The organism is Clostridium tetani (genome assembly GCF_900167265.1).
Lineage (GTDB): Bacteria > Bacillota > Clostridia > Clostridiales > Clostridiaceae > Clostridium_G > Clostridium_G tetani.
The window spans coordinates 17,138-43,493 of the sequence record NZ_FUWT01000005.1 but is presented as its reverse complement, the minus strand read 5'-3'; the positions used below and the strand labels follow the sequence as shown (position 1 = coordinate 43,493).

Sequence of the window (26,356 nt, the reverse complement as noted above, 5' to 3'; positions counted from 1 at the left end):
TTTTACTAAAATGCTATTTTTCAGAAAATTAAAACACACTCGTACACTTTCTATAATCCTAAGGGTTTAAACTTTTCTATTATTTTTTCTCCTACTCTTAGTCCATCTACAGCTGCTGACATTATTCCGCCTGCATATCCTGCTCCCTCACCTGTAGGATATATTCCCTTTGTAGATTCACTTTGTAATTCTTTATTTCTTAATATTCTTATAGGAGCAGAAGTTCTAGTTTCTATGCCTGTAAGTACAGCTCCACTACTTACAAATCCTTTTATCTTGTTATCAAAATTACATAAACCCTCCATAAGCCCATCAACTACTACAGAAGGTAAGCATTTTGTTAAATCTTCCAATCTATACCCTGGCTTATAAGTAGGTTCTATATTTCTTAATTTTACAGTTTTCTTGCCTTTTAAAAAGTCTTCAGCTAATTGAATAGGTGCATAATAGTTTTCTCCCCCTAGTTTATAAGCTAATCCTTCATAATGTCTTTGTAATTCCATACCTGCTAAAGGATTATCACTTGCAAAATCCTTAGGTGTAACGGAAACAACTATAGCTGAATTTGCATTTTTACCAGCTCTATCATGATAACTCATACCATTTGTAACTACTCTGCCTTCCTCTGAAGCTGCAGCAACAACATATCCTCCTGGGCACATACAAAAACTATATATACCCCTATTATCCTTTCCGTTATGTACAAGTCTATAGTCTGCTGCTTTTAGTCTTGGATGATCTGCAAACTTTCCATATTGTCTTTCATTTATCAATGTTTGAGAATGTTCTATTCTAACACCCATAGCAAAAGCTTTGCTTTCAATGCTAACCCCTGTTTTAAGAAGCATTTCATAAGTATCTCTAGCACTATGTCCTATACTTAAAACAAGCACTTCACAAGGTATTTCTTCTCCATTTACTATTACAGCTTTTAATTTATTATCCTTAATTATTATATTCTCTAATTTACTATTGAAATGTACTTCTCCACCTAATTCTATTATTTCTTTTCTTATATTTTTAACTACTGTCTTTAACACGTCTGTTCCTATATGTGGTTTTCCAGAATAAGCTATTTCTTCCGGTGCTCCTTTTTCTACAAACTCTTTTAATATAAAATCACACCATGAATCCTTTATTCTAGTGGTTAATTTACCATCTGAAAAAGTTCCCGCTCCACCTTCTCCAAATTGCACATTGGAATTTAAGTTTAAATTACCTTTTTCCCAAAAATTATTTACAGATAAAGTTCTACGTCCTACTTCTTCTCCTCTTTCTATTATTATTGGATTATATCCATTTTTAGCAAGTATAAGACCAGCAAATAGTCCAGCTGGTCCCATTCCTATTATTATTGGTCTATGATTTAATACTTTGTCTCCATGTACTATTTCTTTTTTAACTGTACATTTTTCTAGTTTTACATCTTTATCTTTAGTCTTTTTTATTATATTTTCTTCATTACTACAACTGAATTCTACTGTATAATTAAATTTTATGACATCTTTCTTTCTTGCATCTACAGACTCTCTTAATATTTTAAAGTCTTTCATATCTTTTACTGGAATTCTACTTTTTTTACATGCTTTTTCTTTCACCATAGATATATCTTCGTTAATATCTAATGTTATATTATTTATTCTGATTGGCATTTTCTCCCTCCAATATTTCAATAGCCTTTATTTCAACTTTAACATTTTCTTGAGATTTACTAACTAAATTCACTCCATTAGGTAACTCTATTTTTATAGGTACACTATGTTCTCCTTCTTTTAATGAAGCTAAATCCACATAGCATTTTATATTATCTAAATTTAAGTTATCTACATCTCCTGATAAATTTAATATTACTTTATCCTGCTCTAATTTTATATTATAATTATTACCATCAAAGTTTATAGGTTTAATAGGAATAGAAATTTGCTTATTTTTTTCATTATTCCCCTCTTCTCCATTAAAATATACTTTCACCTTAATAGAAGTACTTTGGTCTTTTATTAGAGAAGTATTTTTAGGTAGTATTAATTTTGCCTCAACCTCATCTCCATTATTCAAATTATTTATATTTATAGTCTCTGTATCTATACTGTTTATGCTATTTATTGCATCTTCATCTCCAATAATTTGTACTTTATCTGGTATGCTTTTTATTTCTTTTATCTCTCTATTAGGATCTGGTTCAAATTTAACATTAATACCAACTGTATTTATCTTTTTTACAGGTATTTTTATTCTTGCCATACCTGGATCTAATAAAGCAGATTTTACTTCATTTCCATTTGCATCAAAAGCTTTTATTGGAGCAGATACATCTATATCTTTTTTAGCATTATTTAAATCAACTTCTGCTTCTACTTTTGCAATTGACATCATATGCTGACTAGCTCCCCTTATAGCAACCTGTTTTATGTTTGAACTGTAGGGTAGAGCATAATACCCTTCTCCTATTTTTCCTTTAGTTTTAACACTTAATGGTATATTTTTATCTATTAACTCATCTACCACTATTTTTACCCAAAGATTTTCTTCATTAATTACTTTTATATTTTTAGGAACCTTTTCTAATTTTACGGGAACATTATTTTCACCTTTTTTTAAAATATAAGATTGAAGATCTAATACTAATTTAAATTGACTTTCTTTTACTGAATATATATCATTTATAGGTCCTTTTAATAAAAGATTTACATGCAAATCTTTATCTGATACCAACACTAAGTTGGACCTTTTTAACACATCCTCATTTTCTATAATAACTGGTATGCCTTTTTTGTAGGTTTTTATTGGATTTAATACACTGGTTATATATAACCATGAGCTAAAAGCAGCAATGAGACAACATATTTTTATTATTATTTGTTGTCTCTTGTTTTTTTCATCCATTCCGCCACCTGCTCTCTAAAATTAATTTTTCTACTATTATCCTTTGTCATAATTCTAAACAATATATCTCTTAGTTTATCTTTATTATAATTTCTAGTAAGACTTCCATTTACAGCTAAGGAAATAGTACCTGTTTCTTCAGATACAACAATAATTATAGCATCAGAATTCTCTGAAATTCCTATAGCCGATCTATGTCTAGTACCTAAAGCTTTATCTACATTCTTATTAGCTGTTAATGGTAGAAAACATCCCGCAGAAATTATTCTATCATTTCTTATTATTGTAGCTCCATCATGCAGGGGAGTATTTATTACAAATATATTTTCAAGCAATTGAGCTGAAACTATAGCATCTAATTTAATACCTGTACTTATAGTTTCGCCAAGTCTTGTTATTCTTTCTATTACTATAAGTGCTCCTGTTTTGGTTTTTGATAGATTATCTACAGCAGTAATTATTTCATTTATTATTTTTTCCATTGTATGTTCATCTTCTGATAAATGCCTTTCATTAAAAGCACTTCTTCCTATATGTTCTAATGCTCTTCTTATTTCAGGTTGGAATATTATAATAAAAGAAAGAACTCCTATAGTTATTGTATTACTTAATATCCAAGATAAAACTTCTAAGTTTAATAATTTACTAATTGGAATAAGTATTATTAAAAATATGATTCCTTTTAAAAGTTGTTCTGCTCTAGTCTCTTTTATGAGCATATAACCTTTATAAAAAATATAAGAAACGGCTAATATATCTAAAACAGATGATATATTCATATTCTTTATTGAATTTATCACTGTATCTAACATTTCCATTATTTCCATAGCTTCCCCCCCTACTATGATTATACACAGCATATATATCTAATTATACACTATATAAAAATATTTAAAAAATATTTAAATCTTAATTTTTTATGAAACTTAATTTTTTATATAGTAATTTTACTGCTATTTTAGGAATATCTATAATGTGAGGAGGGATATTATGAAATTTAATAAAAATATTAGGAATATAACCTTATCTATACTTTTAATATTCTCTATTTCTATACCCATATTTACTTTAATTTACTTTAATAAAAATAGTGAAATAATACAATATAACAAATCTATACATACAGATGTAAATAATATAAACAAAATTAATAAAAAAGTTTCTTCTTACACCATTAGCGGTAAATTTAATGCATCAAAGTGTAGAGATCACTTACCTAATGATGTAAAAACCTTATTATCCACAAAAGTCAATCTTGAAAAATATAAATGTAATGAAAAGTATAAGGATATGCATAATAATCTTATTAAAGCTGTTACTAATAATATATATACATATGAGCAACTTTTAGCTATATTAAATAGTCCAGAAAGTCAAGATGTTAATAAAGCCTTTTCTTCTTTTAAGAAATATAAAGAGCATAGTATAAAGTTTTATGAATTGTTTAATAATAACAATCGTAGATTAAAAATAAATTTAAATAAAGATTTTTTAGGTTATCTAAATCTCTCTACTGCATATATTGAAGAACTAGCTAATTTGCAAAAGGATAGAGATATAAAAATGAGTCAGTATAAGGATTATTTTTATAGTATCGATTATGTTTTATCTTCTTTTTTAGAAGTAAGAAAAGATTTTTCTTACTATAAGGGTAAAATTGAAAATGGGACTATTGACATAAATGAACTTTTAAATGAGATTTCAACAAATAAAAAAGAATTACAAGATCTAAAAATAGATGTATCTAAAATTTCTGTACCCTCTGATGGAATAGATTGCTATATCTTATTATCAAAAGCTTTAGATGATTATATATCTTATATTCATAGTTTTGAAGAAGATATAAGCAAAAGTGCTATTTCACCTAAGTCTACAGTTTCAAAACTGTATTCACAATCAGATCTAAATTACAAGATCATGAATGATACTTATAATGACTTTATAAAATATTACTCTAATTTAAAAGATACAGTAAAATAATGAATGTTTTATTGAATGTATAATTTCATAAATAAAGTTAATAATAACATAAGCCTAAGTTTAAAACGCGGGGGAACCATTAATTGGGGTGAATCACATTTATTTTGTGTAGGTTAGCCTTTACCGAACCCGTCAGCTAACCCCGTTGGTAAAAGGAGTGAATAACTTGAGAAAAAAAATTATTTCATTTATAGTTTTTAATTTTATATTTTTAATTCTTTCGTCCAATGTTAAGGCTTCTTCAATAAATCATATTAATACCACTTTGTTTAAAGAAGAAGAGAAACTTGTTCAGATATTTAATAGTTCAAAAGGCAACATTTGTATAAATAGTAAAGATATTGATCTAATGGCTAAAGTGGTCTTTGCTGAAAGTCGTGGCGAACCCTATGAGGGTAAAGTAGCAGTAGCTTCTGTAATATTAAACAGATCCTACGCATCAGGGTTTCCTAAATCTATAAGAGAAGTTATATTTCAACCTTCCGCCTTCTCTTGTGTGATTAATAATCAAATACATGGGAATCCAGATGAAAGTTGCTATAACGCAGTTTTAGATGCTTTAAAAGGCTATGATCCTACAAATAATGCTTTATTCTTTTATAATCCTAAAATATCTACATGTAATTGGATGTTAGGCATTGATAAAACTAATATAAAAACCATAGGTAATCATGTATTCTTTGTAGTAGAATAGCAAAAATGTCTCACTAATTAGTGAGACATTTTTTTACTTATTTTTGATACTATCTAAATAGGATACAGCATTTAATGCCGCTACTTGTCCTTCTCCAGCAGCTTTTATATATTGATAAGGTTTGCCTATACAATCTCCTGCTGCAAAACATCCCTCTATATTAGTCTTCATATTTCTATCTACCTTTATGTGTCCGTCTTCTATTTCTAACCCTGGAACTAATTGACCAGGTGAAATACTATCTTTTAATACAAATATTCCATCTGTATTCAATTCCCCATTTTTGAATACTAACTTCTCTACTCTATCTTGCCCTTTAACTTCTAAAGGTCTATCTTTTATTACTTCAATATTATTATTTAATGAATAATTTCCTTTATACATTGGAACATAGTAAGTTTTTGATGTTAATTCACTTACAAAATTTGCCTCATCTTCTGCTTCTTTATTATGACCTATTATTATAACATTTTTATTTTTATATAAAGGTGCATCACATGTTGCACAATAACCTACACCTCTACCTAAAAATTCTTCTTCACCTTTTAAAGGCTTTGTATATTCTATTCCTGTTGCCATTATTAGACTTGTTGATTCATACATCTTATCATTTACCATTAAAGAAAAATACTCTCCCATAGCATATACAGCATTAACTCTTTCATATGTTATTTGTATTCCCATTTTATCTATATGATTTTGAAAAGTTTCTTTTAGATCTTTTCCCTTAATATTTGGTAATCCAAGATAATTATTTACTAGTGGTGCCTTCGCTACTTTGTTGCTTAAGTCCTTGTTACCAAAGACTATTATATTCTTATTTCTTATTTTTGCATTTATAGCTGCTGAAAGACCTGCTGGTCCACTTCCTATTACTGCTATATCATATCTTATTGTCATAAGCTCACCCCTTTATTTTTAATAAATAATAAGTTAACACCTAAGTGTTAACTTATCCTATCCATTACCTTATATGTGTTTTTCTATTGAAGATTGCATAGCTTGCTTTGGTCTAAAACCTACTAATGTTTCTTGGATTTTACCATCTTTAAATACAGCTACTGTTGGTATACTTGCTACTTTATATTCAGTTGCTGACATTGGATTTTCATCAACATTTACTTTTACAAACTTAACTTGCTCTGACATCTCTTGAGATAATTCTTCAATTACTGGTCCAAGCATTCTACAAGGGCCACACCATGGTGCCCAAAAGTCTACAACTGTTACTTTATCGGAATTCAAAACCTCTGAATTAAAAACTGAATCATTTATTTCTTTTATCATATATATCCCTCCAAATTTTATACCCTATATGGGTATCTCTTATATTTATTTTATATTATATTATAAAGTTAGTCAATACTTTTAATAATAATCATTACTTATTAAGTATATTTCTTATATTTGAGTTATTATATATAGAATTAGGATAATTATCTATAAGTTTTTTACCATAGATTTTACTATTGTTTATATCTATATTCTTATACAATATAGATAGATTATACAATACTGCATCACTATAACTATTATTTTTAAAATTATTATCATATATCTCATAATACTTTATAGCTTCTTCTATATTTCCCAGTCCTTCATTACATAAACCAAGCATATATATATTATGAGGATATACCCAAGTTTTCTTTCCAAAGTTATAGGATTTTATTAGATATTCATTGGACTTTTTATACTCTTTTTTTTCTAAATAACTTATACCCTTATTATAGAAATATTCTACCCCTTCCTTTTCTAGTAATTCTTTTCCTTGATTATATAAAAACTTTTCATTTATACTAATTTTATTCACATCAACCTTATTTAATTCAATATATATCTTTTCATAATCTTTTTTTGATATATAATCTTTTAGTTCATTATCTTTTAGTTTATTATCTTTATTTTCATTTACCTTATTTATATTATTTAAATTCTTATCTTCTTTTGTTTTTTTCTTTTCCACAATATCTTTCTTATTATTTTCTTTGTTTAAATTAACACTAGTAGATTTAGCTTTCTTAAAAAACCCTTTATTTTTTATTGTACCTATTGATATAACTATTAATGATATTACACAAATACCAGAAACTAATGATATTATTAATTTTTTATTATTTGGATTTTTTATTTTTCCTAATGAGTATAATTTCTTATTATTTTGTATAGCTAATTTATTTTTCTTATCTAGTCCTAATACTTTATCTATATGTATTTTAGCTTTTGAGTATTCTTCTTTACTTATGTAACATATAGAAAGATAATTATTTACATCTATATAATTAAAATCACTTTCTCTGCATTTATTTAGTGTAGTTATAGCGTTATTTATTTTTCCTTCTTTTATTAATTCTAATGCACTTTCAAATAGATTATTTCTAATATTATCTTCTGAGCTATCTTGTAAATATTTTTTAGATACACTATCTTTATTTACATGAATATTCATTTGCCATAAAGCTTTTGCACCTTTAAGATCTCCTTTTAAGTAAAGTAAAAGCCCCTTTAAATTTATAGCTGCAGAATTATTCATATTTATAGATATACTCTCTTCGCATGACTGCAAAGCCCTATCTATATATCCCTTATTATATTCATTAAGAGCTTTTAAATATAGTTTTTTTGAACTTTTCATAACATATCTTCCTTTTTTAATGTAATTTGTGAGCTATATAAATTATACAATTTATTCTCACTTTTTTCTATTTTATAGAAAATTATTTTTAAAAAAGTATATGAATACTTTTAATTCATATACTTTTTTTAATTATTTATTTCATTTATATATTCTTCCACTAAACTTAAAAATACTGTTATAGCTAAAAGGTCTGCACTTCCTCCTGGACTTATACCCTTCTTTACAAACTCTTCTTCCATGTGAATTATTTTTTGTTTTCCTCTAAGAGTTCTCATTCCGCCTTCCGCTATTATTATTTTGGCATCTTGTTGCATTTTTTTTAATTCTTTTAAAGAATGTCTATGTAATACATTAGAGTCCTCTGAATATTGCATTATTCCTATTAGTGTATTTACTAATCTATCATTTTTATTTAAATCAGAAGCTTCTTTATAAAAATCTAAAGAGAAATCGAAGACTATAGGTAATCCTTTTTCTACTTCTCCTCTTATTCCTTCCATTCCATACAATACAAATAACTTTTCTCCATAAGACAAATTTTCTCTTTGTACCATTTCATCTACTGATTTATATTTAATTGCAATTTCATTTAAAGGTTCTAATTCTTTTTCTACTAATCCTCTACACATATCTTTTATTACATTTCTTATTTCACTAAATGGCTTTTTATTATGTATGGTTTTTCCTATGGCAATGCAACATATTCCCATTAAAAACAACATACCTTTATGTGTATTAATTCCCTTGGTTTTTTTAAACATATCCTTTTCTGCTTTTATTCCTAATTTCCTACCTTTTTTAAGCATATCTTTTACACTTTCATCTGAAAAACCTAGTTGAACACTTAAGGTTAGATATTTGATAAGTGAAGAAGTACTCTCTATAAAAGTATAATGATCCATATCAGTATGTGAACCTGTAGAAATTACGGATACTAATCCTGGTGATGGATTGCAAGCCACCTCATATAACATGGCTTGAATAGCTAAACTACTTATATCAAAAGCTGTATCTGATACCTGATGAGATTTTTCCATTTTAATTCTCCCTATATTAGATATTTATATTATTAAATTTCCTATATTGCTCTTCTATATAATTTATAACTTCTTCTATACTATGTCTTCTTGATCTTACACAATTTTGTGCCATATCTTCGCATATAAAGCATTTTCTTGGCTTATATCCTAGAGAAGTTCTGCTAATACCTGTTCCATCTACATTATATACGTCTATATCAGCACATCTGCCAAGAAGATGGTTTTCTTCTACATATATACTATGTTTTTTTATTTCCTCGGCAATATTATCTATAATTAAAATTAATATAGGTCCTTCTGCTGTTGATTTATAGTATTTATATACAATTTGTGTATGAAATTTGTTTTCTATTTCTCTTTTTAGTATATTACTTATGCCCCTTGAAATTTCATTATTCTTTATTGCTCCTGGATAATTTACTCTTAAACATAAAAGAGGTAATTTGTATTTTTCAATAAGAGTATTTTGAAAATCTACTCTCTCTTCTCTTGCTGATAATATATCTATTGCTGTATAATTTCTCATATTAATGGGGAGAAACGCTTTTTTTGATTTTCTCCACTATCTCCTTTCCATCATTACTATTCAAAAATTCCCAAGTTACAGATGGTACTAAATTTATTATTTCATCCAATTTTCCTTCTCTGATTAACCCTCTTACTTTAGAAGCACTTATAAAATCTCCTTGTATCTCTTTTCTTTTTATTTCCTCTAATTCTATTCCAAACTTAGGTAAGGTACTTTTTAATACTTGATTATAGGCGTTTGTTACCTCACAATAAGGTTCTTCACCTACATATCTTTTCTTTATGTTAAATTTTTCGCCAAAATACTTACCAAATATCCCTGCATCAATTTCTGCATGAGCTTTAACTAAAATATCCTCTTCTCTTATAAAATATGTAGGGAAAGTGGCAGATGAGATTATATACTCTCCTCCTGGTACTATTTTTACATTTTTCAAATCTTTTGTACCTTCTTTTACCAAATTATATCTAGTTTTAAATGGAAATAATGATTTATCTTCCTCCACTATAAATACAATAACCTCTTTAGAATTCTTTGAAGCATGTTCTATAAGGTATCTATGTCCTAGAGTAAATGGATTACAATTCATTACTAATGCTGTTTTTTCTTCTGAATTATTTATATTATATTCTTTACTAATTTTATCTAATGCTTTTTCTATATTGTATATTCCATATTCTAAGAATACCACATGATCAGTTTTATACAATGTTTTAAAGTTTAATGATGAAAATATTTTTTCTTTATCTGGTTTTGTAAAAATAAAGTTATGAAAAATCCCTTCTTCAAAAGACTTATCTATTAATGCTGATATTAATTTGGATGTAACATTTTCCCCTTGAAGGTCTTTAGATACTGCAAAACATTTAAATACATTTTTAGCTTTAGAGCAAGTTGCTTTTATTTCTCCATTTTGTTCGATAATTAGAGTATAGTCTACATCATTATCTAACTTTAAATCAAATCCTTCTAAAAATTTATGTACTTTTTTTCTTTCTTCTTCTCTTTTTACGTTTATAGTTTTTATATGTAAATCATACATTTTTAACACCTACTTTTCATTATCTTCAACTATATATTATATCATTCTTTAACAATAAAGTAAGTTTCATTATTAATGAAAATATGGACTGTATAAATACAGTCCATATTTTTATTAGCTTATTCTAATGGTTTTTTAACTACGTCGATTACTGTTCCGTCTCTATATTCAATGACAGCAACTACTTCATCTGTTGTTTCTATTGCTTTTGGAGCTCCTGTCATTTTTTCAGCTACTTCTTTTAATTCTTCTATAGTCATAACTGGAAGATTTGTTTCTTTTAATTTTTCTATTAAATCTTTTCTTCTTGGATTTACAGCTATACCTCTTTCAGTAACTATTACATCTATACTTTCACCTGGTGTAGTAACAGTAGTTACTCTATCTTTTATAATAGGTAATCTAGCTTTTACAAGATTTGTAACTATTATGGATAGCTTTGAACCAGCAGCAGTATCACTGTGTCCACCTGAACCACCCATTATTACGCCATCAGAACCTGTTGTAACGTTAACGTTAAAATCTGTATCTATTTCAGTTGCACCAAGAATCATTATATCAAGGTTATTTACAACTGCACCCTTATTGTGTGGGTTTCCATACATTGAAGATGACATTGGCATATGCGCTGAATTCTTCTTATAAGATTCTGCTGCTTTTAAATCAAAGCATTGTACGTCAAATATGCTTTTGAATAGTCCTTCTTCAAACATTTCAACGATATATCCTGTTACTCCACCTGCAGCAAAACTTCCAACAACACCTTTTTTCTTCATTACTTCTTTTAATTCAGCTGCTACTGCTAAAGAAGTTCCTCCTGCTCCTGTTTGGAATGATATACCATCTTTTACTAATCCAGAAGCTTCTATAACTTCTGTAGCCATTTTAGCTATTTTTAATCCTACTGGATCTTTTGTTATTCTTGTAGTACCTGAAACTATACCTGCTGGATCTCCGATTGAATCTACATTTACAACATAGTCAACATATATTTGCCTTATTTCAATTGGTGATGCTGGATATGGTACTAAATTGTCAGTTATTGCTACAACTTTATCTGCATATTCAGTATCAGAAATTGAATACCCTAATGCTCCACAAGCAGATTTTCCTTCTGTTCCATTTACATTACCATAAGTATCTGCCGTAGGTGCTGCTAAGAAAGCTACATCTATATGTAAATCTCCACTTTCTATAGCTCTTGGTCTTCCACCATGTGTCATCATTACAGCTGGATTCTTTAAGTATCCCTTTGATATAGCTTCTGCTACTGGTCCTGACATATAGTTTGCATATATTCCTGTAACTATACCTTGTTTCATATAATCTACAAGGGGCTCATGTATTGGGAATATTGAACTTGCAGCTATAGTTATATCCTTTATTCCTTTTTTAGCTATAGCTTCCATAACCATGTTTAAAACATAGTCACCATTTCTTAAATGATGGTGGAAAGATATAGTCATTCCATCTTTTAGTTCTACTTTGTCTATTGCTTCTTCAACACTTTTTAAAACCTTTTCTTCACCTGGTATTACACTTTTTACTCTTACTGATTTTTTTTCTACAATACCACAATTTTCAAAAGCGCCTTCAAAAGGTTTTACTTTTCCATAACCTTCTATAAAATCTGGTATTTCTCTACCAAGTACATTTTTCATGTTAATCCCTCACTTTTTATTTATATTACATAAAATTTAAACGGTAAGGTTATCTTATTATTCCTAATGTTTTTGCTAATTCTACTGTTGTAGTAGCCCTGTTTATTACTGGGGCGTCTACCATCTTACCATCTAATGAGAATACTCCAAGTCCTTTTGCAAAAGCTTCATCTCTAGCTTCTAATACTCTTACTGCATGTTTAATTTCTGTTTCAGTTGGATTAAACACTGAATGAATTGTATCTATTTGTCTTGGATTTATAGCAGCTTTTCCTGTAAATGCTATATTTTTTGCTTTTTCTGTATCTAATTCTAAAGCTTCATAGTCATTTGTATCAGTAAATGGAGTATCTACAGCATCTATTTTAGCTGCTCTACAAGCTGCTGAAAATCTACATCTTGCATAGTAGATTTCATCACTTTCTTTTGTTCTCTTAATTCCAAAATCTGATGTTAAATCTTCTGCTCCTAGAAGTAATCCTTCTAATCTATCTGAAGCAGTAGCTACATCATATACTGTTTCAAGACTATATGCAGTTTCTATAAGTCCAAATAATCTTATGCTTCCTTTTTCGAATCCCTCTTCTTCTTCTACTCTAGAGATTATTTTATCAGCATCCTCTAATTGTTCCTTTGTAGCTTTTGGAACCAATATAGTATCTGGTTTAACTCTTGCGATTTCTTCTAAGTCAGTTGGTCCAAATTCAGTATCTAATGGATTTATTCTTACAACTAATTCAACTTGAGAATAATCTAAATTTTTTATAGCACCACAAACTAATGCTCTTGCAGCATCTTTTTCTGTTAAGCTAACAGCATCTTCTAAGTCTAATATTACAGCATCAGCACCAAGTATAGGTGCATTTTGTAACATACCTGGGTTATTTCCAGGCATAAATAGCATTGTTCTTCTTAACTTTTTCATGGATTCTCTCACCTCAATTTACTTTTTAATAAAATTCTTATTGTGCTCTATTAACAGCTGTTTTAAGTCTTGCTTCTATAGTGTAATTTAAAGCACCTTTATCTTGTGCTTGAATTTTAACACCATCTAATCCTAATTCTTCTGCTTTTTCTAATAAAACTTTATGGATTTGATCTCCAAATTGTTTCATAACTATACTTTCAAGTTCTATTTCAATTCCTGGTTTATCACTTGGCATTACCATTACAAGTATATCGTTTGATTCCAAAGTACCAGCCTTTGCAACTTTATTAACTTTCATCTTATAAACCTACCTTTCTAAAATTAACAATTGAAAACTGAAGATTTTACCCTTCAGTTTTCTCTGCTAATCTGTATTACTTTAAACTATCAAGATAATTCTTTTGTCCTATTTCATATAAGTTATTTCCTTCGCTATCTATAACAACAACTACTGGTAAATCTTCTACTTCCAGTCTTCTTAATGCTTCTGCTCCTAGGTCTTCATAACAAACTATTTCTGCTTTTTTCACAGATTTTCCCATTAAAGCAGCTGCTCCACCTATAGCTGCAAAATATACTCCTGTGTTTCTTTTTATTGCATCTATAACTTCTTGGGATCTTAAACCTTTTCCGATCATTCCCTTTAAACCTATATCTAGAAGTCTTGGAGCATATGGATCCATTCTATAACTAGTTGTTGGCCCTGCTGAACCTATGGCATTACCTGGTTTTGCTGGTGTTGGCCCAACATAGTATATAATTTGATCCTTAAGATCTACTGGAAGTTCTTCACCTTTATCTAATAAGTCCACTAATCTTTTATGTCCAGCATCTCTTGAAGTATATATAACTCCAGAAATAAGAACTGAATCCCCCGCTTTTAAGCCTTTAACTTTCTCCGCTGTTAATGGAGTTGTTATTTTCTTTTCCATATTTGGTACCCCCCTAAAATTCTACGCTCTTATGTCTTGTTACGTGACAGTTAATATTTACTGCTACAGGAAGTCCTGCTATATGAGTAGCATAAGTTTCTATATTAACAGCTAGTGCTGTAGTTAATCCACCAAAACCTTGAGGTCCAATTCCTAATGAGTTTATAGTTTCTAATAATTCCTTTTCTAAATCAGCATAGAAAGGATTATTATTTCTTTCATCTAATGGTCTCATTAAAGCTTTTTTAGCTAAGTTTGCAGATCTATCAAAAGTTCCACCTATTCCAACACCTACAACTATTGGAGGACATGGGTTTGGTCCTGCATCTTTTACAACCTTTATTATAAAGTCTTTTACACCTTGTAATCCATCTGCTGGTTTTAACATTTTTTGTTGGCTCATATTTTCTGAACCAAATCCTTTTGGAGCTACAGTTATTTTTAATTTGTCTCCTGGAACTATGTCATAGTATATAACTGCTGGAGTATTATCCTTAGTATTTACTCTTTCTATTGGGTCATTAACTACGGATTTTCTTAAATATCCTTCAGTATACCCTTGTCTTACACCTTCATTTATTGCATCTTCAAGATTTCCACCTACAACATGAACATCTTGACCTATTTCAACAAATACACAAGCCATTCCTGTGTCTTGACATGCTGGCATATTTTCTTTATCGGATATATCTACATTCACCAATATTTTTTCTAGTATTCCCTTAGCCATATCCCAATTTTCTTTTTTATTATACTCTTCTAATTTTTCTTTAACGTCTTTTGGTAATCTATAGTTAGCTTCTATACTTAGCTCTTTTATTGCCTTTGTTATATCTGAAACATTTACCTCTTTCATAAGCATTTATTTACTGAATAAATCAGTAAATGCCTCCTTTCATTTAATATGACTTTATTCACATTGGAAAAGGCAGTTTAAACTTAAACCGCCTCTTTCCTATTTTAGTCAATTATTATTTGTTTGTTCTTCTTGCTGCAAGTGCTATTACTCTGTTCATTTCGTTTTTAACGATCATGTATCCTTCGTCAACACCCATTCCTGGTTTTGCAAGAACTTGAGAAGCTCCGCAAGCAATACCTATGTTAGTTGTAACTTCAGCTGATCTGTTAGTTTCGTTACAAGTTCCTCCACAGTATGCTCCCATGCCATTTGCTTTACAGTACATGATAGCTTCTGCTGCGTTGTTAACTCCACCTAAGTCTGGAGTCTTTATTTGAACCATGTGTCCAGCTTTGTTATCTGTAAAGAATTTAACATCTTCAACAGTATTACACCATTCATCGGCAACTAATTCAACTTTTATTCCTCTTCCATCTAATTCAGCTCTTAAGTCTCTCATTGCTTCCATTTGTTTTTGTCTATCTTCAACGTCCATAGGTCCTTCTATTCTTAACTTAAATGGAGCTGCAGCCTTTTCTAATGTTTGAAGATAATCTGCCATAGCTTTGATATCACAATCAAAAGCTGCTCCTATTGTTCCGTATACGTCTATGTGGAATATTGGAGTATAGTTTTCTTTAACTCTTAGTTTAATTATTCTGTCTCTTAACCATTCAACATATGCAAGAAGTTTTTCTCCTTTTAATCCTAACTTTTCTTCAACGTTGTTTATTAATGCGTGTGGTAATACGTCTGCTTCTTTAATTATCATCTTATCTGCATTGTCATATCTGTCATCACCAGATTGAGTAAATACTGGTACTGGAGCTATTTCTCCACCTGGATTGTACTCATCTCTTACAACTTCTGCCATAGTAACTTTTCTAGTTTTTGCTACTGCATCAAGTATAGCTTGAGTTATACCATATCTGATTGCAGTGTGTAATCTCTTTCCATTTACTTGTAGTTTATCGAATTCTCCAGCCATGTCTTTAAAGTTAGTGATTTCTCTTCCGATTAACTTTGGCGCTATTTCTTTTTCTATAACAGGTATGAAATCTGATGCTAGGAATAATGGATCTCTTCCGCCTGCTCCTGAGTATTGAACTGCAGCACAATCACCATGTGCAACTTGGCCATCTTCAAGAACTAATAATACAGAAATTGATTCTCCCTTTTGTCTTATTTGAGTAAATCCTTCTGTAACTGGCTCTCCTGTGTATGTAAAGCCATCATGTCCTGCACCTTTCTTAATAGCTCTTTGGTCATCAAAGTAAAATCCAGTAAATCCTGGAGTACAAAGAACGTCTACAATTTTCATATTATATTCACCTGTCCTTTTTTTTAAATTTTAAAATCTTATTTTAATATTTTATATTTATTTTTATACAGGTCTATTGCTGAATATTTCTATTCAGCAACAAACATGATATAAACTTATTTATATAAAGCTAAAATTTATTATTCTGGTCTTCCTATTAATCTTCCTTTTCCAACTGCAAATATATCGTCTATAACCATTTGGAAGCTAACATCTCTTCCTTCATATTTAGCTCTTTCTTGTAATCTTTGTCTATTGAAATTCTTTATTTCTTCAGTAAATGGAATATTTCCAAACTCTAAGTATCTAACGCATCCAAGATTGTCTCTTACTGGCATCATTTTACCTGCATTGTATTTACTTGGTCCAAATGGAATGTCCATAACTCCTGTTTCAAATGCCTTAACTGTACCTACAGCTAAATCGCCCTTTCCTAATTCAAACATTTTGTCAAGGATACATTTAGTTTCAGCCTTGATTATAGCCATTTCAGTTTCTAATTCCTTAGACATTGGCATTCTTTGTCCTTCTAACATATTTAAAGCCATCTTTGTAGCTTTTATTCCTGAAGCATTTGCTTCTTTTGTTGGTATACCAATTGCTTCATGAGGAGTTTTAACTATAACTTTTGTAGCTCCTGCTAAAGCTGCTATAGTAGTAGCTGTAACTATAACACCAAATGCTTTTGATTCATCTTGTGGGAATCCTCCCATCCATTGGTGGAATACTGTAGTTACAAATACATCATTGTATCCATAAGCTTTTAAGTATTCATTTGTTTGTTCTTCTAAACATCTTAATGCAGCTATATCTTGGATCATGTTTCCACATTCACCATATCCAACTGTTATATTCTTAACACCTTGTTCTGCTGCAAGTAATGCTTCTGTAATTCCAACTGCGTTTGACATTGATGGTGGTACAAGTGTTCCTGTTAATGGTCCAAATGGTTCTCTGTTTAAGTGTACCCCTTGTTCTTCATAGAAACCAACAAGTCTATCGCAATATTGCCAATCTAATAAACATTTATCTATTGGAACATTCTTTGCATATGGGATATTGTAGGAGATACCTCCTCCTTCGTTTGAAGTATATCCACCAGCAGTCATGATTTCAGCTAGTAATCTTGCATCTGGAGTACCGTGTCTTATTTGTAGTGGTAGTTCAACTGCTTCTAAAACTTTTCTACAACCTTGAACACCATGGTTAACCCCTGGGAAACCATTTAATAATGATCTTCCTGCTTTTTCACTTTCTTTTATACCAATTTCACATTCGTCATATCTATTTTGTCTTGTATAAGCATCAATTGTTGAAGGTAAGAAATCTGCTCCACCTTCATTTTGTAAGTATTGTAATAATTCTATATGTTCATCTAATAGAGCAACTCCAGCTCTTGGTTGAGCCATAGTTATTCCTTTTTTCTTAGCTAATACTAATTTATCAGCAAAGTTCTTTTCTGCTGGTATTTTCTTTAAATAATCAACAGCCTCTTGTAAATCAACGTCTTTACCTGTTGGCCACTGTTTTAGTACCTCTTCTCTTTGTTTATGAAACTCTTCTTCTGTCCATTTTTTATTTTTAAGTTCCACTGTATTTCCCTCCTATCAAACTCTAACCAAATACTTTTTCATTATTCTTATTGCTTTTTCAGGGTAATCTTCTGCTAAAAGACCCATAGAAGATAAAATATATGTTTTATCTATATAAAATCCTGGATCTTGTGGCTTTAAGTATACTGGATTCTCTACATCAAAAGTTCCTGCCTTTAATATATCTCCTGGATTCTCGCTATGCACAAGAACTCCCCCAGTTCCAATTACAGACTTAACTTGTAGCAAATCTTTTCCTATTTGAGTATATACAACTCCCATAGGTGTATAGGCACTTTCTACATATCCTGAATGCCTTTCCATTGCTATATCTGTAGCCACTTTAGCCATTACTTCATCAAATTTAATATCTTCTTCTTTCTCTGGGACCATTCTTATATTATTAGCCCTAAATTGGCAACGTTCTTCTATGTTTACACTTTTATCACATAAATATTTTTGTATTTTTCTAGTACCTGCAGCTTCAAATAAAGATACTGCTGAATATCTCATTCCTAGGTCGCCTTCAACTGTCCTTTTTGCCAAAGGTTCTTGAAGTCCTCTCATGGTTACCCCTGGCTTAGTAGGTTCACCATCTGCAATTGAATGTATATCTGTGGTAGCTCCTCCTATATCCACAACAACTAGATCTCCAATTCCATCTTCTTTATCAGTTCCTTCTGATAAAACTCTTGCTGCTTTAAGAACTGCTGCTGGTGTTGGCATAAGTATACCATTTATAAAATCTTCAGCATTGCTCATTCCCTTTGCTTCCACTATTCTTTTCATGAAAATTTGCCTAATTTCTTCCCTTGCAGGTTCAACATTTAATATATTAAGTTTAGGCATTACATTATCAGTAACTGTGTGGAAGATATTAGCGTCTGTTAATATCTCTGAAACTGTATCTGCTGCTGCTTTATTTCCAGCAACAACTATTGGTAAATCTATATTGTATTTAGCTAGCATCTTAGCATTATGTATTATGCATTCTTTGTTACCACCATCGGTGCCACCTGCTAATAATATTATATCTAAATTTGAATTCTTTATTTCTTCTAATTCTCTTGATGATAATTCATAACTATAAACATTAAGTATTCTAGCCCCTGCTCCTAAAGCAGCTCTCTTAGCAGCTTCTGCTGTAAGATCTGGCACTAATCCTATAGCTATCATTTTTAATCCACCAGCAGCAGATGAGCATGCTAACTTTTTAACAAAGTTTACTTCTTTTCCTTCTAATTGTTTAGAAAGCTTTTCATATGCTTTATTAAAACCTGTCATTATATCATCTTCTATGGTAGTTATATCTTTAGCTGTAGCAAGTATCTCTTCATTTTCAATATCTACCGCTGTCAATTTTGTATAGGTGCTACCAAAATCCAATAGTAAATAAGCATCCACTCTTATCAACTCCAATTCTTTGAGTAGTGCTACTTAATAACTTAGTAGCAAAACAATAGATTTTTCAAATTACTTTATATTAAGATCTTCTTTTAAATCAGCTATTCCAACTTCTGGTGGTGTTCCAGGTGCATATACTCTGTCATATCCCATATCTTTGAATCTCTTTTCTACATCTGGCCAATGTTGTTTTCCTACAACTATGTTTCCACCAACATATAGAAGTATACCTTCTAATCCTGCTTCATCACATTTTTGTCTTAAGCCTTTACAGTCAATCTCTCCTTGTCCATACAGAGATGAAACTAATATAGCATCCGCCTTTGTTTCAATAGCTGCATTTATAAAGTCTTCCTGTGGAGATAATACTCCGATATTAACCACATTAAATCCTGCAGCTGTGAATGAATGATCTAAAATTTTGTTACCAACTGCGTGACAATCTGAGCCAATAACTCCAAGCACTATAGTCTTTTTTTCCATTTTAAAAAACCTCCTAGAATAATTTATATAAAAAAATATTTAACTTTGTCCATCTTTGTGACTATTTTAAATATTTTACTTCTAACAACTTAGATTTAAGAGCTTTTACTGATCCATCGTCTAGATTATAGGCAAAATTTATAATTTCTTTACCTTTGGATATTTCCTCTACATCATGATATCTTCCTGGTGATGCTATAACAACATCACATTTACTAACTTCGTCCTTTAATTTATCTTTTTCAAATGAATTAGTATAAGTAATGTTAACATTAGCCAAACCTGCATTTTCTAAGGCAGACATCGACTTAAATTTAAATTCTTTTGTTATACAAACAAACAAAAATCTTGTACCTAAGGGAAATCTTGCAATCTTAACTATGGTTTCAAGATTAGGTGTTATAGCTACTCCCAAAACCTTTTTATTATACTCTCTTAAAAGACTTCTCACCTCATATACATGATTAAATGTAGTTATTATAATTTGACTATTTTTTATTAATTCTTGTGATTTACTATCCATAGATTTTAAATCGTTTACTGTCATAGCAGAAAAATCTATAGCTGTTCTATCTTTTAACTGCTCTGCAAAAACTTTTGATTGTTCTATATTGCACTCTATATATATGCCTTTTATGTCATCCATAAGCCTTCTTTTTTCTTCTATTCTTTCTGTAACGATTTCTAAAAATTCATCTGCATCTATACCTGCCTCTATAGATTCTTCAAAGGCTAAATCTACAAACTTTTTTATCTTCTCTTTTATATTTTCATTCTTCCAAAGTTTTACTTCTTCTAGTACGAAAGTTCCTCTTCCTTGGTAAGATTTTAGTATATCTTCTTTTTCTAATTCTTTATATGCCATACTAACAGTATTTCTACTTATTTTTAATTCTTCTGACAATTCTCTTTCTGTAGGCATTTTATGTCCTACCTTTAAAGAACCGTCTTTTACTAAATCCATTATTTGTTTCTTAAGTTGTAAATATAAAGGAATTTTGTTACCTTTATCTACTTTAACTTGTATTTCAATCACTCCTAAAGTTAACCAACTCTAAATTGACTAATGGACTAATCCATTAACCAAATTAATGATAACACATCAAATGGATAACATCAATATATTTTTTTATAAATTATATATTTTTTATAATTTTCTTATAAAACCATCCATATAACATTTTACACGTAATATTTTTTATGTCAATTTAGAATTGTTCTAAAAATGATTCTATTTATTTTTTAAAATAATCCTCTACTGATTTAGCTATTGTTTCTGATATTTTCTTTTGATATCCTTCATCTTTTAGCTTTGCTTCCTCTTCTGGATTTGATATAAACCCACATTCTATAATTACTGATGGAACATCATTGTCATTTCTTAATATCTTATATTGTCCCTTAGCAGGTTTTTCTTGTCTTTTATTTTCTTCATCTATATACTTCCTAAAGTTTCCTTGTATGATGGAAGCAAACTTTTGACTTTTTTCACTATCGGAATACCATACCTGAGCACCATAATATTTACTTTCTGGGAAAGTATTTAGATGTATACTTATAAAGATGTCACATTTACTCTTCTTTCTCATATCACATCTTTTATTTAGATCTTCTATTTTTTTTTCTCTAACACTTCCCTTATCACTATACAATCCTGCATCATCTTCTCTTGTCATTACTACTTTATATCCTAATTTAGTTAATTCATCTTTTAGCTTCATTCCAATACTTAAATTTATATGTTTTTCTATTGTACCATTTTTAGATACGGCTCCTCCATCTATTCCTCCATGCCCTGGATCTATCAAAACAATTTGTTTTTTATTGTCTTGTTTTTTTGTATAGACAGTAGATACTGTAGTAAATATTAAAGATATAGCTACTAAAATTAAGATATATGGTATTATTTTTTTCTTTCTTTTCATATTTTCCACCTCCATAGACAACTTTATTGTTTCCAATAATCTTAATTTTATTTATTTAAAAGCATAAAAAAAAGAAGATGTGATAGTACATCTTCTTTGGTATACAAAATTATCTCTTTGAAAATTGAGGAGCTCTTCTTGCCTTTTTAAGACCATATTTCTTTCTTTCTTTCATTCTAGGGTCTCTTGTTAGGAAGCCAGCTTTTTTAAGTTCTGGTCTTAAGCTTTCATCAGCTTTTAATAAAGCTCTTGAGATACCATGTCTTATAGCACCTGCTTGACCTGTAAGTCCTCCACCATATACGTTAACTAAAACATCAAATTTATCTTTTGTTCCAGTTAATACTAGTGGTTGGTTAACTATAACTCTTAAAGTTTCTAGTCCGAAATATTCTTCTTCATCTCTCTTATTTATTAATACTTTTCCTTCGCCTGGTACAAGTCTTACTCTCGCAATAGATTTCTTTCTTCTTCCAGTTCCATAATATTGAACTTTTGCCATTTTACTTTTCTCCTCCTCTCGGGTGTCTTATTAATATCTTAATTCTAAAACTTCTGGGTTTTGAGCTTCATTATTATGTTCTGAACCTCTGTAAACTTTTAACTTTTTAAGCATTTTTCTTCCTAATGGTCCCTTTGGAAGCATTCTTCTAACCGCTTCTTCAAAAACAAATTCTGGTTTTTTAGCTAAAGCTTCCTTATAAGGTACTTCTTTTAATCCACCTGGATATAATGAGTGATGTCTTAACATCTTTTGATCTAATTTTTTACCTGTTAATACTACTTTTTCAGCATTTATAATAACAACGTAGTCTCCTGTGTCTACATGTGGTGTATATGTAGGCTTATTCTTTCCTCTTAAAATTAGAGCAACTTGACTTGCCACTCTTCCTAGTGGTTTTCCTTCTGCATCAACAACGTACCATTTTCTTTGAACCTCTTCTGGTTTCGCGATGTATGATTTCATCTTTTTCCCTCCTTGACTATTCCATGAAAATTCGTTCTATCATAAAGATCCGGGGCTAGTGGATCTTATTTGCTAATTATAAAAACATTTATATTATAATACAATCATCCTAGTGTGTCAATCAGATTGCTTCAACTAATTATAAAAAAGCTCTTTTAAGTATAATCCTCTAGCCGGAGCACACATTCCAGCCTTACACCTATCTTTTGATTGTAATATAATGGATATATCCTCAGGTTTTCTTCTTGATAAACCTACTTCTATTAATGTTCCTGATATTATTCTTACCATATTATATAAGAATCCGTCTCCAGAAACATGTATTTCTACTATATCATTGCTCTTTAATATATTTATATTTGTTATAGTTCGCACTGTAGTTTTCAGATTACCACCTGATTTCTTAAATGCATTAAAATCATGAGTCCCTATTAGAAACTTTGAAGCTTCTATCATAGAGTTTATATCTAGTTCGTCTTTTACATGATAAATATAATTTCTTTGTATAGGTGAAAACAATGGCCTATTCAAAATTTTATACACATAAGTTTTTCCTATGCAATCAAATCTTGAATGAAATTCCATTGGTACCTCTTCTGATTCTAATATTACAATATCTTCTGGTAAAAATCTATTTAATGCATGTTTAAATTTTTCACCTGGTATAGTACTACAAGTTTTAAAATTAGCTGTATAGGCTAGAGCATGAACTCCTGCATCCGTTCTACTAGAACCTATAAGCTCTACCTCTTCTTTTGTTGCTTCTTCTATTGCTTTTTCTATAGAACTCTGTATAGTTTTTATATTTTTATCTTTTTGTTTTTGCCAACCTGAATAGTTTGTTCCATCATATTCGACTTTTAGTCTAACATTTCTTGCCATCCCTAAATTCTACTCCATATTGATATAACTACTAATATTGACATGATTAAACAAGCTATAAAGTCTCGTCCCTCTAATCTTAATTGTTTCATTCTTGTTCTTCCTTCTCCACCTTTGTAACACCTGGCTTCCATAGCCATAGCTAGTTCTTCAGCCCTTCTAAAGGAACTAATAAAGAGTGGCACTAGAATAGGAATTAAACTTTTAGCTCTTTTTACTATGTTACCCGTCTCAAAATCTGCACCTCTTGCCATTTGAGCTTTCATAATTTTATCTGTTTCATCCATCAAAGTAGGTATAAATCTCAATGCAATAGTCATCATCATAGCTAATTCGTGAGCAGGTACTCCCACTTTTTTTAAAGGATTTAATAGCTTTTCTATACCATCTGTAAGCTCTATTGGTGAAGTAGTAAGTGTAAGAAGTGATGTTCCTACGATTAATAACACCAATCTTATTACCATAAAAATAGCTAATTGAAGACCTTTTTCATATATGGTTATAAACTTCCATCGAAATATTACTTCTCCGCCACTAGTCATGAATATATTCAATAAAGCTGTAATTATAATCATTATAAATATTGGTTTTAACCCTCTATATATAAATTTAAAAGGAACCTTGGATATTAATATAGCCGTAGCTGTAAAAGCTATAATTAATGCATATCCCTTAAAATTATTTATTACAAATAAATTAATTATATATATTAGAGATATTATTATTTTAATTCTTGGGTCTAATTTGTGAATAAAGGAATCACCAGGTATGTACTGCCCTAATGTTATATCTTTAATCATTTGTATGCTCCCCTAACAATTAGTTGCTTTATTATTAAAAATTTTTAATAATTCTTTTTTAGCTTGTTCTATAGTAAATATATTTTCAGATATATTAAAACCTTTTTCTTTTAAACTTCTCATTAAATAAGTTACTTGTGGTGCAGCTAACCCCACACTTTCTAAGGTATCCACTTCATTAAATACTTGAGATGGTTCTCCATCTAGTATACATTTTCCTTTATGCATAACTAGTACTCTTGTTGCTAATTTAGCTACATCTTCCATACTATGCGACACCAAAATTATGGTCATGTTATACTCTTTATGCAAGTCCTTAATTTCCCCTAATATTTCATCTCTTCCCTTTGGATCTAATCCTGCAGTAGGCTCATCTAATATTAAAACCTCAGGTTCCATTGCTACCACACCTGCAATTGCAACCCTTCTTTTTTGTCCTCCACTTAGTTCAAAAGGAGATTTATCTCTATATTTTTCATAGTCTAAACCTACTATATTCATTGCTCTTTTTATTCTTTTATTTATTTCTTCTTCACTTAAATTAAGATTTTTAGGACCAAAAGCTATATCTTTTTCTATGGTTTCCTCAAAAAGTTGATATTCTGGATACTGGAATACCAATCCCACTTTCTTTCTTATTTCACTCATTTTAACTTCTTTTTTTGTAATATCAATATCATCAATTATTATTCTACCACTATGAGGTTTTAATAATCCATTTATATGTTGAATAAGAGTTGACTTCCCTGAACCTGTATGTCCTATTAATGCTATAAATTCTCCATTTTTTATTTCTAGGTTTACATCATCTATGGCTTTTTTCTCAAATGGAGTTTCTTGCATATATACATGAGTTAAATTTTCTATTTTAATCGACATAATTCATTCACCATCTCATCTATTGTTAATATATCTGAATTTATATTAATTCCTTCTTTTTTTAATTCATAAGCTAGTTCAGTTACTTGTGGAACGTCTAATCCTATTCTTTTCATAGCTTTAACATTGCTAAATATTTCTCTAGGATTTCCTTCCATAACTAGTTTACCTGTATCCATAACTATAACTCTATCCGCTTCTACAGCTTCTTCCATATAGTGTGTTATCAATACTATAGTTATTCCATATTCATCATTTAGTTCTTTTATAGTATTTATTACTTCTTTTCTTCCTGATGGATCTAGCATAGCAGTAGGCTCATCAAAAACTATACACTCTGGCATCATAGCTAATACCCCTGCAATTGCTACTCTTTGCTTTTGTCCTCCTGATAATAAATGTGGTGCATGTTTTTTATATTCAAACATCTTTACTCTTTTCAAGGAGTTTTCTACTCTTGTTCGTATCTCTTTAGGCTCAACACCTAAATTTTCTGGTCCAAAAGCCACATCTTCTTCTACTATAGTAGCTACAATTTGATTATCTGGATTTTGAAAAACCATACCTGCCTTATTTCTAATGTTCCAAGTATTTTCTTCATCTAAAGTGTCCATTTTATCAACATAGACCTTTCCTTCTGTTGGGACAAGTAGAGCATTCATATGTTTAGCCATAGTAGATTTACCTGAGCCATTTCTACCTAGTATAACCACGAATTCTCCTTTGTCTATACTAAAAGAAACATCATCTACAGCTATTATAAATTTATTTTCATTGCTATCTTCATACTTATAAACTACATTTTTACACTCTATCATCTTACTATCCATTTAAACACCTCATAATGGCTTTAAATTATATTAAAATGGGGACTAAGT

28 protein-coding genes and 1 riboswitch are annotated in these 26,356 nt (G+C 29.8%); of the genes, 2 read left to right on the top strand and 26 right to left on the bottom strand.

Annotated elements, in window-relative coordinates; genetic code table 11:
* Positions 1 to 50 precede the first annotated feature (50 nt).
* From B5D21_RS05000 to cdaA, 3 genes are read right to left on the bottom strand one after another with little or no spacing between them, the layout of a single operon-like run.
* The gene (locus B5D21_RS05000; protein WP_035124818.1) at positions 51 to 1,652 is read right to left on the bottom strand and encodes an NAD(P)/FAD-dependent oxidoreductase; all 1,602 of its coding nucleotides are present in this window, start codon (positions 1,650 to 1,652) and stop codon (positions 51 to 53) included.
* Positions 1,633 to 2,883 (bottom strand): CdaR family protein, encoded by a 1,251-nt coding sequence (locus tag B5D21_RS04995; RefSeq protein ID WP_011100669.1) that lies wholly within the window; start codon positions 2,881 to 2,883, stop codon positions 1,633 to 1,635. Before B5D21_RS04995 ends, B5D21_RS05000 begins: the two co-directional genes overlap by 20 nt.
* On the bottom strand, positions 2,853 to 3,701 hold the full coding sequence (cdaA, locus tag B5D21_RS04990; protein WP_035111765.1) for a diadenylate cyclase CdaA: 849 nt from the start codon (positions 3,699 to 3,701) through the stop codon (positions 2,853 to 2,855). Before cdaA ends, B5D21_RS04995 begins: the two co-directional genes overlap by 31 nt.
* 172 nt (positions 3,702 to 3,873) lie before the next feature.
* Between cdaA and B5D21_RS04985 the strand changes: the two genes are divergently transcribed.
* Together B5D21_RS04985 and B5D21_RS04980 are read left to right on the top strand one after the other, a co-directional pair.
* Positions 3,874 to 4,863, top strand: a complete 990-nt coding sequence (locus B5D21_RS04985) for a hypothetical protein (protein ID WP_035124820.1) — start codon at positions 3,874 to 3,876, stop codon at positions 4,861 to 4,863.
* 41 nt (positions 4,864 to 4,904) lie between these two features.
* Positions 4,905 to 5,028, top strand: a riboswitch (cyclic di-AMP (ydaO/yuaA leader).
* Position 5,029: 1 nt separating this feature from the next.
* Positions 5,030 to 5,557 carry a cell wall hydrolase gene (locus tag B5D21_RS04980; RefSeq protein WP_035111545.1) on the top strand — a complete coding sequence of 176 codons (528 nt, stop codon included), beginning with the start codon at positions 5,030 to 5,032 and terminating at the stop codon, positions 5,555 to 5,557.
* A 33-nt stretch (positions 5,558 to 5,590) separates the two neighbouring features.
* On the opposite strand, the gene B5D21_RS04975 is transcribed toward B5D21_RS04980, so the two are convergent.
* The 23 genes from B5D21_RS04975 to B5D21_RS04865 form a co-directional block, all read right to left on the bottom strand.
* The gene (locus B5D21_RS04975) at positions 5,591 to 6,457 is read right to left on the bottom strand and encodes an NAD(P)/FAD-dependent oxidoreductase (RefSeq protein ID WP_011100673.1); all 867 of its coding nucleotides are present in this window, start codon (positions 6,455 to 6,457) and stop codon (positions 5,591 to 5,593) included.
* Positions 6,458 to 6,526: 69 nt separating this feature from the next.
* Positions 6,527 to 6,844 (bottom strand): thioredoxin, encoded by a 318-nt coding sequence (trxA, locus tag B5D21_RS04970; RefSeq protein ID WP_011100674.1) that lies wholly within the window; start codon positions 6,842 to 6,844, stop codon positions 6,527 to 6,529.
* 94 nt (positions 6,845 to 6,938) lie between these two features.
* Positions 6,939 to 8,192 carry a tetratricopeptide repeat protein gene (locus B5D21_RS04965; RefSeq protein ID WP_011100675.1) on the bottom strand — a complete coding sequence of 418 codons (1,254 nt, stop codon included), beginning with the start codon at positions 8,190 to 8,192 and terminating at the stop codon, positions 6,939 to 6,941.
* 128 nt (positions 8,193 to 8,320) lie between these two features.
* Positions 8,321 to 9,232: a triphosphoribosyl-dephospho-CoA synthase CitG gene (gene citG, locus B5D21_RS04960; RefSeq protein ID WP_011100676.1), complete on the bottom strand. Its 912-nt coding sequence runs from the start codon at positions 9,230 to 9,232 to the stop codon at positions 8,321 to 8,323.
* 16 nt (positions 9,233 to 9,248) lie between these two features.
* A complete protein-coding gene (gene citX / locus B5D21_RS04955) occupies positions 9,249 to 9,761 on the bottom strand; it encodes a citrate lyase holo-[acyl-carrier protein] synthase (RefSeq protein ID WP_011100677.1) in 513 nt (170 codons plus the stop codon).
* A gap of 1 nt (position 9,762) precedes the next feature.
* Entirely contained in the window at positions 9,763 to 10,806 is a 1,044-nt protein-coding gene (gene citC / locus B5D21_RS04950) for a [citrate (pro-3S)-lyase] ligase (protein WP_035111538.1), read from the bottom strand.
* A 119-nt stretch (positions 10,807 to 10,925) separates the two neighbouring features.
* The gene (citF, locus tag B5D21_RS04945; RefSeq protein ID WP_011100679.1) at positions 10,926 to 12,467 is read right to left on the bottom strand and encodes a citrate lyase subunit alpha; all 1,542 of its coding nucleotides are present in this window, start codon (positions 12,465 to 12,467) and stop codon (positions 10,926 to 10,928) included.
* A gap of 49 nt (positions 12,468 to 12,516) precedes the next feature.
* Positions 12,517 to 13,392, bottom strand: a complete 876-nt coding sequence (locus B5D21_RS04940) for an HpcH/HpaI aldolase/citrate lyase family protein (protein WP_035111536.1) — start codon at positions 13,390 to 13,392, stop codon at positions 12,517 to 12,519.
* Between the two features lie 37 nt (positions 13,393 to 13,429).
* Positions 13,430 to 13,693 carry a citrate lyase acyl carrier protein gene (gene citD, locus B5D21_RS04935; protein ID WP_035111535.1) on the bottom strand — a complete coding sequence of 88 codons (264 nt, stop codon included), beginning with the start codon at positions 13,691 to 13,693 and terminating at the stop codon, positions 13,430 to 13,432.
* A 76-nt stretch (positions 13,694 to 13,769) separates the two neighbouring features.
* Positions 13,770 to 14,327: a Fe-S-containing hydro-lyase gene (locus B5D21_RS04930; RefSeq protein WP_011100681.1), complete on the bottom strand. Its 558-nt coding sequence runs from the start codon at positions 14,325 to 14,327 to the stop codon at positions 13,770 to 13,772.
* Between the two features lie 13 nt (positions 14,328 to 14,340).
* A complete protein-coding gene (locus B5D21_RS04925; RefSeq protein WP_035111762.1) occupies positions 14,341 to 15,183 on the bottom strand; it encodes a fumarate hydratase in 843 nt (280 codons plus the stop codon).
* Positions 15,184 to 15,298: 115 nt separating this feature from the next.
* Positions 15,299 to 16,546: a methylaspartate ammonia-lyase gene (locus B5D21_RS04920; RefSeq protein WP_011100683.1), complete on the bottom strand. Its 1,248-nt coding sequence runs from the start codon at positions 16,544 to 16,546 to the stop codon at positions 15,299 to 15,301.
* 140 nt (positions 16,547 to 16,686) lie between these two features.
* Positions 16,687 to 18,138, bottom strand: coding sequence for a methylaspartate mutase subunit E (locus B5D21_RS04915; RefSeq protein WP_011100684.1), 1,452 nt, complete (start codon positions 18,136 to 18,138; stop codon positions 16,687 to 16,689).
* 15 nt (positions 18,139 to 18,153) lie between these two features.
* A complete protein-coding gene (gene glmL, locus B5D21_RS04910) occupies positions 18,154 to 19,542 on the bottom strand; it encodes a methylaspartate mutase accessory protein GlmL (RefSeq protein ID WP_035111532.1) in 1,389 nt (462 codons plus the stop codon).
* A gap of 69 nt (positions 19,543 to 19,611) precedes the next feature.
* The gene (gene mamA / locus B5D21_RS04905; protein WP_011100686.1) at positions 19,612 to 20,025 is read right to left on the bottom strand and encodes a methylaspartate mutase subunit S; all 414 of its coding nucleotides are present in this window, start codon (positions 20,023 to 20,025) and stop codon (positions 19,612 to 19,614) included.
* A 61-nt stretch (positions 20,026 to 20,086) separates the two neighbouring features.
* Entirely contained in the window at positions 20,087 to 21,061 is a 975-nt protein-coding gene (locus tag B5D21_RS04900) for a GntR family transcriptional regulator (RefSeq protein WP_035111529.1), read from the bottom strand.
* Positions 21,062 to 21,260: 199 nt separating this feature from the next.
* Positions 21,261 to 21,950, bottom strand: a complete 690-nt coding sequence (gene cwlD / locus B5D21_RS04895) for an N-acetylmuramoyl-L-alanine amidase CwlD (RefSeq protein WP_414646517.1) — start codon at positions 21,948 to 21,950, stop codon at positions 21,261 to 21,263.
* 109 nt (positions 21,951 to 22,059) lie between these two features.
* Positions 22,060 to 22,452, bottom strand: coding sequence for a 30S ribosomal protein S9 (rpsI, locus tag B5D21_RS04890; RefSeq protein WP_011100689.1), 393 nt, complete (start codon positions 22,450 to 22,452; stop codon positions 22,060 to 22,062).
* A gap of 30 nt (positions 22,453 to 22,482) precedes the next feature.
* Positions 22,483 to 22,917, bottom strand: a complete 435-nt coding sequence (gene rplM, locus B5D21_RS04885; RefSeq protein WP_011100690.1) for a 50S ribosomal protein L13 — start codon at positions 22,915 to 22,917, stop codon at positions 22,483 to 22,485.
* A 135-nt stretch (positions 22,918 to 23,052) separates the two neighbouring features.
* Positions 23,053 to 23,799, bottom strand: coding sequence for a tRNA pseudouridine(38-40) synthase TruA (truA, locus tag B5D21_RS04880; protein ID WP_011100691.1), 747 nt, complete (start codon positions 23,797 to 23,799; stop codon positions 23,053 to 23,055).
* Positions 23,800 to 23,801: 2 nt separating this feature from the next.
* Positions 23,802 to 24,599, bottom strand: a complete 798-nt coding sequence (locus B5D21_RS04875) for an energy-coupling factor transporter transmembrane component T family protein (RefSeq protein ID WP_011100692.1) — start codon at positions 24,597 to 24,599, stop codon at positions 23,802 to 23,804.
* A gap of 12 nt (positions 24,600 to 24,611) precedes the next feature.
* The gene (locus B5D21_RS04870) at positions 24,612 to 25,478 is read right to left on the bottom strand and encodes an energy-coupling factor transporter ATPase (RefSeq protein WP_011100693.1); all 867 of its coding nucleotides are present in this window, start codon (positions 25,476 to 25,478) and stop codon (positions 24,612 to 24,614) included.
* Positions 25,463 to 26,308 carry an energy-coupling factor transporter ATPase gene (locus B5D21_RS04865; protein ID WP_011100694.1) on the bottom strand — a complete coding sequence of 282 codons (846 nt, stop codon included), beginning with the start codon at positions 26,306 to 26,308 and terminating at the stop codon, positions 25,463 to 25,465. The genes B5D21_RS04870 and B5D21_RS04865 overlap by 16 nt, the downstream gene beginning before the upstream one ends.
* Positions 26,309 to 26,356 lie beyond the last annotated feature (48 nt).

What these genes read in the sequence shown, in the direction of transcription:
- B5D21_RS05000 (WP_035124818.1), bottom strand. Translation starts at nt 1,652, where the DNA reads ATGCCAATCAGAATAAATAATATAACATTAGATATTAACGAAGATATA.
- B5D21_RS04995 (WP_011100669.1), bottom strand. Translation starts at nt 2,883, where the DNA reads ATGGATGAAAAAAACAAGAGACAACAAATAATAATAAAAATATGTTGT.
- cdaA (WP_035111765.1), bottom strand. Translation starts at nt 3,701, where the DNA reads ATGGAAATGTTAGATACAGTGATAAATTCAATAAAGAATATGAATATA.
- B5D21_RS04985 (WP_035124820.1), top strand. Translation starts at nt 3,874, where the DNA reads ATGAAATTTAATAAAAATATTAGGAATATAACCTTATCTATACTTTTA.
- B5D21_RS04975 (WP_011100673.1), bottom strand. Translation starts at nt 6,457, where the DNA reads ATGACAATAAGATATGATATAGCAGTAATAGGAAGTGGACCAGCAGGT.
- trxA (WP_011100674.1), bottom strand. Translation starts at nt 6,844, where the DNA reads ATGATAAAAGAAATAAATGATTCAGTTTTTAATTCAGAGGTTTTGAAT.
- B5D21_RS04965 (WP_011100675.1), bottom strand. Translation starts at nt 8,192, where the DNA reads ATGAAAAGTTCAAAAAAACTATATTTAAAAGCTCTTAATGAATATAAT.
- citG (WP_011100676.1), bottom strand. Translation starts at nt 9,232, where the DNA reads ATGGAAAAATCTCATCAGGTATCAGATACAGCTTTTGATATAAGTAGT.
- citX (WP_011100677.1), bottom strand. Translation starts at nt 9,761, where the DNA reads ATGAGAAATTATACAGCAATAGATATATTATCAGCAAGAGAAGAGAGA.
- citC (WP_035111538.1), bottom strand. Translation starts at nt 10,806, where the DNA reads ATGTATGATTTACATATAAAAACTATAAACGTAAAAAGAGAAGAAGAA.
- citF (WP_011100679.1), bottom strand. Translation starts at nt 12,467, where the DNA reads ATGAAAAATGTACTTGGTAGAGAAATACCAGATTTTATAGAAGGTTAT.
- B5D21_RS04940 (WP_035111536.1), bottom strand. Translation starts at nt 13,392, where the DNA reads ATGAAAAAGTTAAGAAGAACAATGCTATTTATGCCTGGAAATAACCCA.
- citD (WP_035111535.1), bottom strand. Translation starts at nt 13,693, where the DNA reads ATGAAAGTTAATAAAGTTGCAAAGGCTGGTACTTTGGAATCAAACGAT.
- B5D21_RS04930 (WP_011100681.1), bottom strand. Translation starts at nt 14,327, where the DNA reads ATGGAAAAGAAAATAACAACTCCATTAACAGCGGAGAAAGTTAAAGGC.
- B5D21_RS04925 (WP_035111762.1), bottom strand. Translation starts at nt 15,183, where the DNA reads ATGAAAGAGGTAAATGTTTCAGATATAACAAAGGCAATAAAAGAGCTA.
- B5D21_RS04920 (WP_011100683.1), bottom strand. Translation starts at nt 16,546, where the DNA reads ATGAAAATTGTAGACGTTCTTTGTACTCCAGGATTTACTGGATTTTAC.
- mamA (WP_011100686.1), bottom strand. Translation starts at nt 20,025, where the DNA reads ATGGAAAAAAAGACTATAGTGCTTGGAGTTATTGGCTCAGATTGTCAC.
- cwlD (WP_414646517.1), bottom strand. Translation starts at nt 21,950, where the DNA reads ATGAAAAGAAAGAAAAAAATAATACCATATATCTTAATTTTAGTAGCT.
- rpsI (WP_011100689.1), bottom strand. Translation starts at nt 22,452, where the DNA reads ATGGCAAAAGTTCAATATTATGGAACTGGAAGAAGAAAGAAATCTATT.
- rplM (WP_011100690.1), bottom strand. Translation starts at nt 22,917, where the DNA reads ATGAAATCATACATCGCGAAACCAGAAGAGGTTCAAAGAAAATGGTAC.
- truA (WP_011100691.1), bottom strand. Translation starts at nt 23,799, where the DNA reads ATGGCAAGAAATGTTAGACTAAAAGTCGAATATGATGGAACAAACTAT.
- B5D21_RS04875 (WP_011100692.1), bottom strand. Translation starts at nt 24,599, where the DNA reads ATGATTAAAGATATAACATTAGGGCAGTACATACCTGGTGATTCCTTT.
- B5D21_RS04870 (WP_011100693.1), bottom strand. Translation starts at nt 25,478, where the DNA reads ATGTCGATTAAAATAGAAAATTTAACTCATGTATATATGCAAGAAACT.
- B5D21_RS04865 (WP_011100694.1), bottom strand. Translation starts at nt 26,308, where the DNA reads ATGGATAGTAAGATGATAGAGTGTAAAAATGTAGTTTATAAGTATGAA.